Raw genomic sequence first — 12,928 nt, 5'->3', positions numbered from 1 at the left:
AGTGCCCACGTGGAGACGTGAAGGGCTCGATTAACTTAGAGGAGGAGGTATTGCGGAAATTGATTAATGATGAGATGCGTCTCCACGAATTGGATAAGGCATTGGGGGACTCAAATAAGGCCACGAGGCTTAGAAGACTTTACTTGGAGCGAAAGTTGGGCATAGATTTGAGCAGTATAGGCTCTTCCATAATAGATTTCAACTCAGTTATTGGTCACAATGCTGAGAACACGATAGGAGCAATTCAGGTTCCCGTCGGCGTGGCCGGTCCCTTATTGATCCATGGATCTCAGATTAATGGAAGCGTATTCGTGCCCTTGGCCACCACAGAGGGCGCGTTAATAGCATCGGTTAATAGGGGCGCCAAGGTGGTAACGGAGAACGGCGGGGCATCCAGCTTCGTGCTGCGTAATGAAATGACGCGGGCTCCCGTCTTCAAGCTAAGCAACGCATCCTCGGCCTTGGAGTTCATAAAGTGGGTGGAGGCCAATGTAGACGCCATAAAGCGCGAGGCTGAGTCAACCAGCAAGCACGTGAAGTTGCTGCGGATAGATCCGTTCATGGCCGGCAATAATGTCTGGCTGAGGTTTTCCTTCTTCACCGGGGATGCCATGGGCATGAATATGGCCACTATAGCTACGGATAAGGCTGCCAAATTCATAGTATCCAATTTCAGCGACGCCACTCTCGTAGCCCTGAGCGGGAATATGTGCGTTGATAAGAAGGCGAGCTCAGTGGATTTCTTGCTGGGAAGAGGCAAGACCGTGGTCAGCGAGGCCTTCATAAAGCTAGACTATCTCAAGGAGAGGCTAGGGCTATCTCCATCCGATGTAGTCGACGTGAATAATAGGAAGAATCTGCTTGGATCGGCCATGTCGCACTCTTACGGATTTAATGCGCATTTCGCCAACATAGTAACAGCCATTTTCATTGCAACTGGGCAAGATGTTGCACAGGTAGTAGAGTCGAGCATGGGAATAACGTGGGCCGAGGATCGCGGAAATGGGCTTTACTTCTCAGTGACGCTTCCCAGCGTGGAGGTGGGAACGGTGGGGGGCGGAACTATGCTTCCGACCCAGAGGGAGGCGCTTAGATTGCTGGGAGTGGAGGGAGGTGGCTCCCCTCCGGGTAGTAATTCGGTGAAATTTGCTGAAATAGTGGGAGCGGCGGTTCTGGCGGGTGAGTTGAATTTAGTGCTTGCGCTGGCGCGACAAGAGCTGGCAGCGGCGCACGATATGTTAGGTAGGGCTGGAAGAGGCTAGAAAATAATAGTAGAAAGAAAAAAGAAGATGGATTTCTTTTGACCGGAAGGAGTGTAATTCCGTGCTTGTAGCTTTTACTCTATATACTTCATCGACTTGATTATGAATTGCCTTATTTTAGTCATGACGTTCTCGACGTGCCATATGGGGTTTACAAAGACTATTAACCAGCCCTTGTCCGACATATTGAAGAAAGCAACCTTAAAATTATTGTATTTTATCAGCAGGTATTGGAAGTTGCCGAGGAGGTCATCGGAGACCTTTCGAGATCGCTGGACGAATTCTAGGAGGCTTAGAACGCCGCGGAAGGATTTAACGGTCAATGTATTTGGAAGATGATGTAGGAGCGGAACATTTGATGAATTAATTATGGCGGCGCCGACTATCACCTCGCCGTCTATTAGCTCTGTAAGCAAAAGTTTTTTAAGCTCCATCGAGGGCGTTGTTTCCGTCACCTTATTATTTGGAGAGACGTAAATCACCAATGTCAAATCCCTAAAGTATATAATAGCGTGCGTATTTATAAATTTTTGCCCATTTATGTAGGTCCACTATGCTAGTCACATCGCTAAATAGGACCTTCCATCTCTCCCCGCGTTTCCAGGCAAGCCTTATAAATACGGCACAGCCAGTGGACGCGTGAAGCCATCGTACTTACTGATCATACTGGCATCCATTATAATAGTGTCCAGCATAATGATCGGCGCACTGTTCCCGGTGGAGTTGATGTTCTCAGTGGAGCCCAGGTATTGGTACGTCGTATATGTTGCTGGGTCCATAATCGAGACGCAATCTGTGCCGCTCTATATAATAATGTGGAGGGTCTCATCGCTTCTTTTTCTATCATGGTTATCCGCGGTAATTATATATATAATAAAACCCCTGGTCACGGCCGACGCTCTTTCAGTGATTATAGGCTTGGCATTCATTGTTTTTAATTATCTTTACTTATTCACGATAGGAATCCCCATATCTTTCTACCCGTTTATAATGATATTCCATACCATAGGCCATCCATTAACATATATAGATATGGGGCAAGTAATGGCTGCCTACGTCGCTTGGAGGCTCTTATCGCTTAGAAGACGAGGTCTCCTGCGCATGGTGTTCTAGTTTTTAATTACGCGGAGGAAGCCCCCGTGCTGCGGCTTCCCTCGCACTGAGGAGTGAGGCTTCATGATGCTTTTGTGAAACTGCCTCCGGGGACGGCATTATCGACGCTCCTCGCCCTTTATGGAGAGTGGGTCGGCGTGGCCGGCCCTTGTATCCTTAAAGTTTTTAACCAATTCTATCTGTGCCTTGTTATGGGTGGAAAATCGCCAGTTCCATTGTTGGTGGACGGCAAGAGGGTTGATGGTAGATTGCCTGAGGATCATAGACCAGTTACAATGCGCGTCGGCGTGTTGCCTAATGCGAGCGGCAGCGCGTTGGTGGGTTATGGAAATACCGTGGTTTTGGCTGCGGTCTATGGCCCACGGGAAGCAATGCCGCGGCATATAGCCTTGCCCGACACGGGGGTTCTCAGGGTTAGGTATCACATGGCTCCCTTCAGCACCGATGAGAGGAAGAGCCCTGCCCCCACTAGAAGGGAGATAGAGATAAGCAAAGTGGTGAGGCAGGCATTGGAGCCCGTCATTTTCCTTGAGCAATTCCCAAAGTCATCAATAGATGTGTTCCTAGAGGTGTTGCAGGCTGATGGTAGCACCAGGGTCACGTCGATAACGGCGGCATCGCTTGCATTGGCGGATTCCGGCATACCGATGCGGGATTTAGTGGTGGGCGTATCCATCGGAAAAATAGGCGATACCGTCGTGGTTGATTTAAATAAGCTGGAGGATAATTATGGTGATGGAGACATGCCCATAGCCGTCGTGTATAGGAGGAGCTGGATAACGCTGATGCAAGCTGATGGCTCTTGGACGGTTGATGAAGTTAAGAAAGCCATTGGCTTGGCGTTTAGGGCTGCGGAGCCCATATATAAGATGGAGAGGGACACATTAAAGGGTAGATACTCCGAGCAGGCGATAGTATCATGAGCTACCCATTCGAGGTGATTCCAAGCCTTCGCCGTGAGGCGTTGATGAGGTTGATATCTGATGGGAAGAGGTCGGATGGAAGGGGATTATATGATTATAGGCAAATAGACATAAAGGTAGGTTTGGTGAAGACAGCGGATGGAAGCGCATTGGCCAGCATAGGGAACACTAAGGTAATAGCTGGAGTTAAGTTCGAGTTGGGCAGGCCATTTGAGGACACGCCGGGCGAGGGGAATCTAATAGTTAACTTGGAGACCCCGCCCCTTGCGTCTCCTACATTTGAGCCCGGTCCTCCCGATGAGAATGCGATAGAGTTGGCGCGCGTGGTGGACAGGGCAATACGCCACAGCGGCTTTGTGGATATGTCGACCCTTGCCATAATTCAAGGCAAGTCCGTTTATGCGTTGTGGGTGGATGTCTACGTGTTAAACCACGATGGGAATTTAATGGATGCATCGCTGCTGGCGGCGGTGGCTGCGTTGGCGACATCTCAGGTTCCCAAGTCGGTGATAGACGGAGACGTGGTTAAGCTGGATAAGTCAACTAAGGTTCCGCTCTCGGTTAACATAGATAAAATGCCGTTGACCATCACGTTCAACAAAATAGGCAAGTACATACTTGCCGATGCGAATGTTGAGGAGGAGGTGCTCAGCGAGGGCAGGTTCACGATTGCATTCAGCGGAGACGATGTGGTGTCCATACAGAAGTCGAGCGGGTTCTTCACTCCGTTGGAGGTGGAGGACATGATGTCGCGCGGCTTGGAGTTATCGAAATCGATAAGGGCCAGGGTAGTTGAATCTTTGGGAAATAGGCCGGAGTCCTTCATAATTTAGATTTAGTTTTTAAACCCAAAATCGTAACCCACAGTAAAATGGAGAACTATACCTATCCCAATGCAATATTGATAACCGCGGGTCACGTGGATCATGGGAAGACCACGGTGGTGCACGCGTTAAGCGGTGCATGGGTTGCCAGGCACAGCGAAGAGCTCAAGAGGGCTATGACGATAAAGCTGGGGTATACCAGCATTGATTTGGCCAAATGCGACGGCGCTGAGTTCGGAGTTGCGCCCAAGTATTTGGTGGAGAAATGCCCCAACGGTGATATTCCTAAGCCTTATAGAAAGATCTCAATGCTGGACGCGCCTGGGCATGAGGTATTGATATCCACCATGATAAGCGGAGTGACGTTCGTGGATGCAATAATAATGATAATAGATGCTACAATGCCTGTTCCCCAGCCCCAGACTGAGGAGCATTTCTTGGCGGCTTCAGTCATGGGAATAAAGAACTTGATAATAGTGCAGAACAAAATAGACTTGGTTCAGAAGGATAAGGCGATTGAGAATTACAAGCAAATTCAGTCATTTATAAAAGGAACGTGGGCTGAGGGCGCACCAATAATACCGGTCTCAGCCCTTCATAAGGTTAATATAGATGCATTGGCGACGGTCATAGATGAACGGGTCCCCCCCAAATCCGCGGATATGGATAAATCGCCTATAATGTACGTGCTGAGGAGCTTCAACGTTAATAGGCCGGGTACCCCCGCCGAGAAGCTGGTGGGCGGGGTAGTTGGTGGTTCATTAATACAGGGTAGATTGCGGATAGGAGATGAGATAGAGATCAGGCCCGGCCTCAAGATGGGCAATACCTACAAGCCCATAATCACGAAGGTAGTGAGCATAGCGATGGATAATGTCCAGCTAGATGAGGCAAGGCCGGGGGGCTTGGTAGCGATAGGCACTCAGCTGGATCCTGCATTGACTAAGGCGGATTCATTGGTGGGCAGCGTGGTAGGTCACCCAAACGAGCTTTACCCGGTGTACTCAAGCGTTGTGTTGGATTATCATCAAATACAGAGGAGGGATGTTAAGGATCAATTGAAGACGAATGATCAGGTCATGACGATAATGGGCTCCGCTTCCATACCTGGCATAATAAAGAGTATTAGAAATGGAAATGTAGAGATAACTCTTCGCCGCGCCGTGTGCGCTTCGCCTGGATCTAGGGCAGTCGTCATAAAGCAAGTGGGAGGGCGGTGGCGCATAATTGGATGGGGAGCATTGGTAGATGGGCAAGCGATACTTGATTAAAATTCCCTTGGTATTATTCGACACTAGCGCATTGCTTCTATCGTTTAGGGAGGGAATTAACTTGTTGAATAGGGTATCTGAAATAGTGGATGGAACATACGTGCCCGTGGTGACACGGGCAGTCTTGGAGGAGTTGGACAAACTTGCTAGGTACGGCTCACCCCGGATGAGGCATAGCGTGGAGTCCATTAAGTCCATCATAAATGACAATTTCGCCGTGGCCGATGTAGGAGGCGATGCGGATGAGAGCATTATGAAGTTCTCGGCAAATCATAAATGCGTGGTGGTGACATGCGATATGGAGCTCAAGCACAAATTGGAGAGAATGGGCGTAGAGGTGATATATTTTAGAAAATCATCTAGGAGATTCGAGTCGGATTTTTAATCAATTGTGAGGCATATTCGAAAATAAAGTTAAAGCCGGTAGAGAGGAGTAGCGATTAAATGATAATACGACGATTACGCACCAGGGAGGAGTTTGAGGAGTTTGGCCGCGTCGAGGAGAAGGTATGGGGAGGACAATCCCCTCCCCCGCCTGAGTTGCTCAGGGCAATTTCAGACAACGGCGGCCTAGTGCTTGGCGCATTCGATGGTGAAAAGATGATTGGGATACTGCTCGGCTTTGCGGGCTTCAATCATGGAAGGGTATATCACTACTCACACCAAGCCGGAGTGTTGCCGGAGTATAGGGATAAGGGGGTTGGATATATGTTGAAGATGGAGCAGCGCAGGGAGGTGTTGGGCATGGGAATAGACCTTGTAATTTGGACCTTTAACCCATTGATGTCGAGGAATGCGTTCTTCAATGTGGGTAAGCTGGGCACTGTGGTGAGGTGCTACATGATGGATTATTATGGATCAATGAATGATGATCTAAACAGAGGAATTCCGACTGACAGGGTAATAGCGGAGTGGTGGGTAAACAGTGATCGTGTTAATGGATGGAGGCCCGTGAGGGCCAATCCATCACTTGGAGGGAATATCGTGGAAACGATTGTGGTTAAGAAGGGCAATGCCGCATTCAGAGTGCCTACCCGCGTTGTCAGGGTAGAGGGGGATCCCTTATTCCTCGAAATACCGACGGATATACTGGCCATTCGAGACTCGCTGGGGTACGATGCTGTGAGTAGCTGGGTAAATGCTTACAGGGAGGCATTTGAATACGCATTAAGCAATCACTACCATGTGACGGACGTGGTTAGGATGGATGGTCGTTCCTTCTATGTATTCACCAAGGCAAGCGAGGGAATGGGGGAGCCAATCTGCCACGTTCCCCACCAGCAACATGAACGGCACTACATCCATCACTGACAACTCCGCATTCCCCTTGAGCGGGGAGTTATTCTATATTAAGGTATAGGTATCATCGTTGGAACTCTTCCTGCCTCCAAATGCCCTTATTATCAATCCTGGCGTCTTCATTAGAAGAGGCATGTTAACCGTAATGCCGGCTGACTTAATTATCTTGCTTGCCTCATCGGAGCCCACCTCTATGCGTATCTTCTTAGCGCCTTGAAGCTTGCTCAGTATATCATGGATCTCCACTATGCTTCCCCCATATATAGGTCCCCCACTTGTGGATATGGATACCACCAAGAAACTGGCGCTATTTATTATCTCCCTGACTTTATCGGCATATATGGCGGGCTTCCGCAGCAGCATCTCGAAGTTATCTATCGCATACATGGAGGACCCATTTAAGGAATTGGAGCAAGATACGTCGTTTCCCCGCCTTAGATTGACTATATGTAGGCCATCAACTATTGTGCTCAACTTCCTCAACAAGAATGTCTTTCCAGTGCCGTACTCCCCCACCAGCGCATACACGCCTCCTCCTTGCAATGCATGTCTCAATTCGTCAATTGCCATCCTAGCACTGCTCCCTATAAGCTCCTGCCTACGTATCTCCTCGCAGTCCATATCCTCAGCGAAGCCCAGAGCCATCGATTCATTCTGGTAAGGTAAACAAATATAATTCAATCGATTAAAATAATTACAACAACCCCTCCCGTCCTGAACGGCGAGGCTTGCCCTACATTTTATCAAGTTACTTGTCCATGGCCTTCTTGATTATTTATCTGTATTCTAATTGGGCTGGGAGGGGATTTTTCGTTGTTTCAGGGCAAAAGTTAAAAATTGCCATAAACGAACCACTGGATGACCATTTATGACTACTTGCTGGGGGAGTTGAGGAAATATGGATCTATACATTTAACATTGCTGGACCCGGATAAGATAGATATTGACAAATTCGTGGAGCTTTCTAAAAACGCCGAGAAAAGCGGTTCATCAGCGGTAATGGTTGGAGGAAGCCTGGGTGTGAATGAGAAATTGCTGGACGAGTATTTGGAGGCGGCCAAGAGGGAAGTCAATATACCGTTCATTTTATTCCCAGGAAATATAGCGGGGCTCAGCAGTAAGGCTGATGCATTGTTCTATTTATCAGTGCTAAACTCGCTGGATCCTTACTATATAATAGGAGCTCAAGTTCAAGCCTCAATATTGTTGGCGAAACGCTATACCTCCTTGGACGTGATATCAATGGCCTATATAATAGTGGGTGAGGGAGGCGCTGCGGGATACGTAAGCAATGCCCGCATGCTTCCATTCGAGCGAGACGATATAATAATAGCGTATGCCTTGGCTGCCAAGTACCTTGGCTTTAATGTGATATACCTAGAGGCTGGATCGGGCGCGAAGGAACCCGTTAGGCCAAGCATATTGGCCAAGATGAAACGATTGGTGGATAGGCCCATCATGGTGGGCGGCGGCATCAGGACGCCTGAGGTGGCGTATAGCATTGCATTGGCTGGCGCCGATATGATAGTTACGGGCACAGTCGTCGAGGAATCCCCCTCCATGGTGCTCTCGGATATAGTGGATGCGGTTCATAGGGGTGGAATGGATAGGAAAAACGGTTCCTCACGGAATGAGGAATCTAAGCAGTAATACCACTATTGGCACGGCTATTCCTATAACTATTACGGTCGTCGGAGATAGCTTTATCTTCTCTATTTCTCCCACATCATAAAACCTAACCAAGCCAGCCGACATGAAGGGCTGCATGCCGCTGGACTTTCTTCGCTTGCTCGGCATGTATTATTGTATAACGTGGCCGATTTTTAAGTGTTTCCACATGAGCGTCAGCTCTCATAGGTGCGGTCCTGGCAGGCTTAAACCTCGGCATCCATAATTCTATTCCTTTGAAGCAAAATCACGGGTTCTGTAAACATTTAAAAAATCCAAACCCCGGGGCTTCCCTGAGAAATTAATGAAGAGGGTAGTAAGATTATCGGTGCAGCCTGGGAAGCCGCTTGCTCCTCAAGCTAGCCAGCAGCTTCAACAAGCATCGTTAAATGCAGATGAGGTGGCAAGGAGAATAGCCGATGAAACAAAACCGCTTGCATCGTATGGGGTGAACAGCGTCACTGTGGAGGTGATCGCCGATGATGGAGATTATTCCCTATCGATAGAGTATCCATCCATAACTGATTTATTGATACGGGCCGCCGGTAAATCCGCTCCAACTCACCAAGCAGGAAAGGAAATAATCGGCGATATTCAGTTGGAGAAAGTGGCCGAGGTAACCTTGATAAAGCTGGGAGAACTAAGGAGCACCAGCTTCGTAAAGGCCTTGAAGCAGGTGGTCGGGACTTGTCGATCAATTGGTTTAACTGTTAATGGAAAGGATCCGAAGGATGTAATAAAGGAAATAGACGCCGGTAAATACGACGAATTAGTTAAAAAGTATGAGGAGGAGGCAAAAAAGGTGAGCGGAGATGAGCATTAAGGCCGAATCCATAATTAAAGCGATAGATACGGCGAGGAATCAGTCGAAGCACCGCAGGTTCGAGCAGTCAATAGATCTAGTAGTTACATTCAGGGACTTGGATATTAAGAAACCTGAGAATAAGTTCTCATTAACAGTTACTCTTCCTCACCCGATACCAAATAAGCAGAACAAGATATGTATGATAGCCAGCGGTTCGATGGTTCTATCGGCCAGGGACGCCAATGTTGATTTGGTGATTTCAAAAGATGATTTCCCCAAGTATGTTGAGTCGAAGAAATCCATTAGGAAGTTAGCCCAGGAATATGATTTCTTCTTGGCAACGCCTGACATGATGGTTCAAATAGGCAGAACCATGGGTTCCATACTTGGCCCTAGAGGCAAGATGCCGGACGTGGTTCAACCTAATGCCGACTTAAAGCCCATAGTCGATAGGTACAGGCGCAGCGTTAGGGTTAAGATAAAGGATCAACCGCAAGTAATGGCAAGAATAGGCGGTGAAACCATGAATGAGAAAGAAATAGCAGAGAACGCGACAGCCGTGCTGGAGGAAATAACAAAGAAGGTCCAACCGGAAAAGATCCGCTCGATATATATAAAGTTAACAATGGGCGCTCCAATTAGGTTAAACCTTCAACAGTGATTTCCAATAGAGTAGGATACTTTTTCTCTTGAAAATATAATATTCACGCTGTGCTTAAATAATGCGTGTACTCCCACTCAGTGATTTTGCTCCACGTGTCATCCCATTTATATATTGATTCATAATCGTTCCATTCCTTCTCCTTGATATCCGCATAAGCCGCAATTATGTCTCTCATGTAATCGATTGATGCTATGGGGCTCTTCCGCAGTTCCCCAACGGCCTCGCCCAGAGTCCTAGGCGTCTCCTCTGCGTTCAGTTCGTATGCTATATCCTCTACGGGAGGCGGCGGCGATGCCTTGCTGGATAGTCCTTTCATTACCGCGTTCAGCTCCGCTGCGAATGCAAGGTAAGGATTCATGCTTGGATCCGGATGCCTGTACTCGAAGCGGTTAACTCTTCTTCCGTAGAATGGTATCCTTATCATGGCTGATCTATTGCCGTATCCCCACGCTATTCTGGTGGGAGCCTCATGATGCGGGACCAATCTTTTATAGGAATTGACAGTTGGAGCTACCACCGCGCTAATGCTCTTTGCGGCGGCCAGCAGCCCAGCTATTGCGCTCTGGGCCTCCGGGGTGGCCTCGCTGTTCTTTGATTCGAATAGGTTGCGGCCATCCAAGTCCCATATGCTTATGTGCGTGTGGGCCCCGCTTCCATTTATTCCCCAGAACGGCTTTGGCATGAAGGTTGCTACATAACCGTGTCTCTTAGCTATATCCCGCGCCATTATCTTGTAGATTATTATATTGTCGGCCACCTTTATTGGGGAATCAGCTGGAATATTTACTTCGTACTGTGATGGAGCCACTTCATGATGTATCTTGGTCTCGCCTATGCCTGACTCGCTCATCGCTGCAGTTAATTCCGCCGCAACGTCGAGAAGCACGTGGGTATTACGGCCCTCAAAATACATCCCATCATCAACTAATGCAGGGGAGCCGCTGCTATTGTTGACTATGAAGAACTCCACCTCAACCCCCATCAAGGCGCGGAACCCGCTTCTCTGAAGCTCATAAATCGCGCTCAACAAAACATTGCGTGGGTCCCTCATAATGGGCTTGCCCGAATCATCTATGACATTCATAAAGACATCCGCTATCTTGCCATCGTTCCACCGCTCCACGTAAACGGCATGATTATCCGGAACCGCAACGAAGTCGCTCTTATTCACCGTAGTATATGATGGTATTGATGAGCCGTCAAAGGGCATGCCATCCCTGAACACGTCAAGCGCGGGATCTATAGGCATTAATTCAGCCCTTGGCCGTCCATTTATGTCCATCACGGTGAATTTAACGAATTTAACCCCACTTGCTTTTAAGATCCTCCATACATCGCGTGGTTCCACGTTTTCCCTATATTTATCTATGTCCAGCACATAACGCTTTACTTCATCTATTTATATACATTATTGTTAAAATCGCAATCAATTAACGGGAATACACACCAATTTTTATCCAGCAGATAAGTCACTGCTTGGACTGATTTACATTATATCCTACGTAGAGGCTAGTCTTAATGCCCTTAAGCTTTCCCCTCAATAAAAACGCCTCAACCAACATTATTGTCGCGATGGATGAGAGCACCAGGTAATCCATAGGCAAGTACTGCGCTGACTCATAAAAGGTAACCATCATTAGCGCTGCTCCTCCCATGGTTATCGCCTTGCCATAGATGCCCACTATCTTGAAGGCGGCTATTGCCACCACCGCTAGGCTAAGCACGTAGTAAAGCGAATCCACGGCATAAGCATACTCCATTGCACCATAAGTTAATTGAATTGTACCTGAATATCCTGCAATCATCGCTGCAACATATGATGGAACCAATAATGCTGCTGCAATTATGGTGGATACGTACGTCGCTGTAACCGGCGACAAATACTTGGGGTGTATTGAGTTAAGCCATCGCGGCAACAATCCATCCCTGCTCATCCCGAATAGCATGCGAGCGGTGGCGTTGAGAGTGGCTAAGTAGCAACCGAAGACGCTTATGATCACGGAGGCCGAGAATATAACGAGACCCCACGGTCCTAGGTATTTCTCCACCAAGGTAAAGACTGGATTCACTCCAAATCCCTCCGCCGCCGAGACGAAGTTGCTTATCGATGTTTGATCGAAGCCAACATTTAGCAGTATTGCGTACGTGGTCGCCATGTAAAGCAAGCCCATCAATAGAGTCGCGATTAATGTGGCTCGCGGCACCGTCTCGCCCGGTCTCTTGGCTTCCTCGGATATCTGCGTACTGGTCTCGAATCCCATGAAGTACGTCACGGAGAACAGCAGCCCCCCTCCTATGCCTGCCAAAATGCCATTGATGGAACCGCCGTATGTGGCCTCCGGCGTGAAGGGGAATAGGGATAGCCTGCTCCTCTCTCCGTAAAATGATAACGAGATGAATAGCGCCAATATTATTATCTCAATGGATGATAATAGTGTCTCCGTGCGTATGCTTGGTTTGATTCCGATAATTGAGATAAGCATGGCGGCCACTATGGGAACCAGGACTAGAGGTAATGGGTTGATCAATGAGCCAGTTACGGCGTATATTGCCTCTGTGGTTAAGTAGGAGAAGGCTATGGCCACTGATGACAGCCCAATCAAGCTGTATATTATGTAGATTATTCCGTTCAAGAATCCAGTGAAGGAATTGAGGGAGTTGGTGGGGTAAGCGTAGAAGCTGGCGGCGTGCGGGTATCTCTTGGAGAGGACATATATGGAGTATACCATAGTCATGACTCCCAACGTAGTTAACAGCATGGCCAGAGGCGCAGCAGCGTATGCAGTGCTCATTATCAGAGCCGCCCCGCCCGCTATGCTATAGGTGGGCGCTTGTCCGGCCAATGAATTGTACAGCAATCCCAGGAAGCCCGTTGAATTCTCCCTCAGCTTGTTCGCCATGAAGAGGCTCGCGCACTCATGCAATATAAGTGTTGTTAAACGTTTAGTAAGTAATTGAAAATATAATAGCATCTCGCCCATAGTCTTGTGGAACATGTATATGGAAGGCCTCATCTTGCTATGCTGGGCCAGGCCCTCAATCCTCCTGTTCAGATCAATGAATCCACGTTTAATCACAGCGCACCAATAATTATTGTCG

15 protein-coding genes are annotated in these 12,928 nt (G+C 48.1%); 10 read left to right on the top strand and 5 right to left on the bottom strand.

Annotation, left to right across the window (positions count from 1 at the left end):
* The first annotated feature begins 74 nt into the window (after window positions 1-74).
* Window positions 75-1,262 carry a hydroxymethylglutaryl-CoA reductase (NADPH) gene (gene hmgA / locus ACZ5ZS_RS04740; protein ID WP_229657744.1) on the top strand — a complete coding sequence of 396 codons (1,188 nt, stop codon included), beginning with the start codon at window positions 75-77 and terminating at the stop codon, window positions 1,260-1,262.
* A gap of 74 nt (window positions 1,263-1,336) precedes the next feature.
* On the opposite strand, the gene ACZ5ZS_RS04735 is transcribed toward hmgA, so the two are convergent.
* The gene (locus tag ACZ5ZS_RS04735) at window positions 1,337-1,744 is read right to left on the bottom strand and encodes a hypothetical protein (RefSeq protein WP_229657743.1); all 408 of its coding nucleotides are present in this window, start codon (window positions 1,742-1,744) and stop codon (window positions 1,337-1,339) included.
* Window positions 1,745-1,901: 157 nt separating this feature from the next.
* Between ACZ5ZS_RS04735 and ACZ5ZS_RS04730 the strand changes: the two genes are divergently transcribed.
* From ACZ5ZS_RS04730 to ACZ5ZS_RS04705, 6 genes are all read left to right on the top strand, one after another.
* The gene (locus ACZ5ZS_RS04730; protein ID WP_188596507.1) at window positions 1,902-2,375 is read left to right on the top strand and encodes a hypothetical protein; all 474 of its coding nucleotides are present in this window, start codon (window positions 1,902-1,904) and stop codon (window positions 2,373-2,375) included.
* 191 nt (window positions 2,376-2,566) lie between these two features.
* On the top strand, window positions 2,567-3,298 hold the full coding sequence (gene rrp41, locus ACZ5ZS_RS04725) for an exosome complex exonuclease Rrp41 (RefSeq protein WP_188596506.1): 732 nt from the start codon (window positions 2,567-2,569) through the stop codon (window positions 3,296-3,298).
* The gene (gene rrp42 / locus ACZ5ZS_RS04720) at window positions 3,295-4,131 is read left to right on the top strand and encodes an exosome complex protein Rrp42 (RefSeq protein WP_188596505.1); all 837 of its coding nucleotides are present in this window, start codon (window positions 3,295-3,297) and stop codon (window positions 4,129-4,131) included. The genes rrp41 and rrp42 overlap by 4 nt, the downstream gene beginning before the upstream one ends.
* 38 nt (window positions 4,132-4,169) lie before the next feature.
* The gene (locus ACZ5ZS_RS04715) at window positions 4,170-5,393 is read left to right on the top strand and encodes a translation initiation factor IF-2 subunit gamma (RefSeq protein ID WP_188596504.1); all 1,224 of its coding nucleotides are present in this window, start codon (window positions 4,170-4,172) and stop codon (window positions 5,391-5,393) included.
* The gene (locus ACZ5ZS_RS04710; protein WP_188596503.1) at window positions 5,371-5,778 is read left to right on the top strand and encodes a PIN domain-containing protein; all 408 of its coding nucleotides are present in this window, start codon (window positions 5,371-5,373) and stop codon (window positions 5,776-5,778) included. The genes ACZ5ZS_RS04715 and ACZ5ZS_RS04710 overlap by 23 nt, the downstream gene beginning before the upstream one ends.
* A 59-nt stretch (window positions 5,779-5,837) precedes the next feature.
* Window positions 5,838-6,704 carry a GNAT family N-acetyltransferase gene (locus ACZ5ZS_RS04705; RefSeq protein ID WP_188596502.1) on the top strand — a complete coding sequence of 289 codons (867 nt, stop codon included), beginning with the start codon at window positions 5,838-5,840 and terminating at the stop codon, window positions 6,702-6,704.
* Between the two features lie 33 nt (window positions 6,705-6,737).
* Here ACZ5ZS_RS04705 and ACZ5ZS_RS04700 read toward each other — a convergent pair whose 3' ends face one another.
* Window positions 6,738-7,337, bottom strand: a complete 600-nt coding sequence (locus ACZ5ZS_RS04700; protein WP_188596501.1) for a hypothetical protein — start codon at window positions 7,335-7,337, stop codon at window positions 6,738-6,740.
* A 213-nt stretch (window positions 7,338-7,550) separates the two neighbouring features.
* Between ACZ5ZS_RS04700 and ACZ5ZS_RS04695 the strand changes: the two genes are divergently transcribed.
* A complete protein-coding gene (locus ACZ5ZS_RS04695) occupies window positions 7,551-8,342 on the top strand; it encodes a phosphoglycerol geranylgeranyltransferase (protein ID WP_188596500.1) in 792 nt (263 codons plus the stop codon).
* Here ACZ5ZS_RS04695 and ACZ5ZS_RS04690 read toward each other — a convergent pair.
* Window positions 8,316-8,489, bottom strand: a complete 174-nt coding sequence (locus ACZ5ZS_RS04690; protein WP_075060078.1) for a preprotein translocase subunit Sec61beta — start codon at window positions 8,487-8,489, stop codon at window positions 8,316-8,318. The genes ACZ5ZS_RS04695 and ACZ5ZS_RS04690 overlap by 27 nt on opposite strands.
* Before the next feature lie 175 nt (window positions 8,490-8,664).
* Between ACZ5ZS_RS04690 and ACZ5ZS_RS04685 the strand changes: the two genes are divergently transcribed.
* Both ACZ5ZS_RS04685 and ACZ5ZS_RS04680 read left to right on the top strand, forming a co-directional pair.
* Entirely contained in the window at window positions 8,665-9,183 is a 519-nt protein-coding gene (locus tag ACZ5ZS_RS04685; RefSeq protein ID WP_188596499.1) for a 50S ribosomal protein L11, read from the top strand.
* Window positions 9,173-9,826 (top strand): 50S ribosomal protein L1, encoded by a 654-nt coding sequence (locus tag ACZ5ZS_RS04680; protein WP_188596498.1) that lies wholly within the window; start codon window positions 9,173-9,175, stop codon window positions 9,824-9,826. The genes ACZ5ZS_RS04685 and ACZ5ZS_RS04680 overlap by 11 nt, the downstream gene beginning before the upstream one ends.
* A 43-nt stretch (window positions 9,827-9,869) precedes the next feature.
* Here ACZ5ZS_RS04680 and ACZ5ZS_RS04675 read toward each other — a convergent pair whose 3' ends face one another.
* Together ACZ5ZS_RS04675 and ACZ5ZS_RS04670 are read right to left on the bottom strand one after the other, a co-directional pair.
* Window positions 9,870-11,207: a glutamine synthetase family protein gene (locus ACZ5ZS_RS04675; RefSeq protein WP_229657702.1), complete on the bottom strand. Its 1,338-nt coding sequence runs from the start codon at window positions 11,205-11,207 to the stop codon at window positions 9,870-9,872.
* Between the two features lie 91 nt (window positions 11,208-11,298).
* Window positions 11,299-12,729 (bottom strand): APC family permease, encoded by a 1,431-nt coding sequence (locus ACZ5ZS_RS04670; RefSeq protein WP_188596497.1) that lies wholly within the window; start codon window positions 12,727-12,729, stop codon window positions 11,299-11,301.
* Window positions 12,730-12,928: the final 199 nt, after the last annotated feature.

The organism is Thermocladium modestius (assembly GCF_055398215.1).
Note: the sequence above shows the minus strand (reverse complement) of the source record. Positions and strands in the feature narration are given on the sequence as shown.

Bases quoted from the DNA above. Each gene is read 5' to 3' on its own strand.
- hmgA (WP_229657744.1), top strand. From the start codon at position 75: ATGCGTCTCCACGAATTGGATAAGGCATTGGGGGACTCAAATAAGGCC.
- rrp41 (WP_188596506.1), top strand. From the start codon at position 2,567: ATGGGTGGAAAATCGCCAGTTCCATTGTTGGTGGACGGCAAGAGGGTT.
- rrp42 (WP_188596505.1), top strand. From the start codon at position 3,295: ATGAGCTACCCATTCGAGGTGATTCCAAGCCTTCGCCGTGAGGCGTTG.
- ACZ5ZS_RS04715 (WP_188596504.1), top strand. From the start codon at position 4,170: ATGGAGAACTATACCTATCCCAATGCAATATTGATAACCGCGGGTCAC.
- ACZ5ZS_RS04710 (WP_188596503.1), top strand. From the start codon at position 5,371: ATGGGCAAGCGATACTTGATTAAAATTCCCTTGGTATTATTCGACACT.
- ACZ5ZS_RS04705 (WP_188596502.1), top strand. From the start codon at position 5,838: ATGATAATACGACGATTACGCACCAGGGAGGAGTTTGAGGAGTTTGGC.
- ACZ5ZS_RS04700 (WP_188596501.1), bottom strand. From the start codon at position 7,337: ATGGCTCTGGGCTTCGCTGAGGATATGGACTGCGAGGAGATACGTAGG.
- ACZ5ZS_RS04695 (WP_188596500.1), top strand. From the start codon at position 7,551: ATGACCATTTATGACTACTTGCTGGGGGAGTTGAGGAAATATGGATCT.
- ACZ5ZS_RS04690 (WP_075060078.1), bottom strand. From the start codon at position 8,489: ATGCCGAGCAAGCGAAGAAAGTCCAGCGGCATGCAGCCCTTCATGTCG.
- ACZ5ZS_RS04685 (WP_188596499.1), top strand. From the start codon at position 8,665: ATGAAGAGGGTAGTAAGATTATCGGTGCAGCCTGGGAAGCCGCTTGCT.
- ACZ5ZS_RS04680 (WP_188596498.1), top strand. From the start codon at position 9,173: ATGAGCATTAAGGCCGAATCCATAATTAAAGCGATAGATACGGCGAGG.
- ACZ5ZS_RS04670 (WP_188596497.1), bottom strand. From the start codon at position 12,729: ATGGCGAACAAGCTGAGGGAGAATTCAACGGGCTTCCTGGGATTGCTG.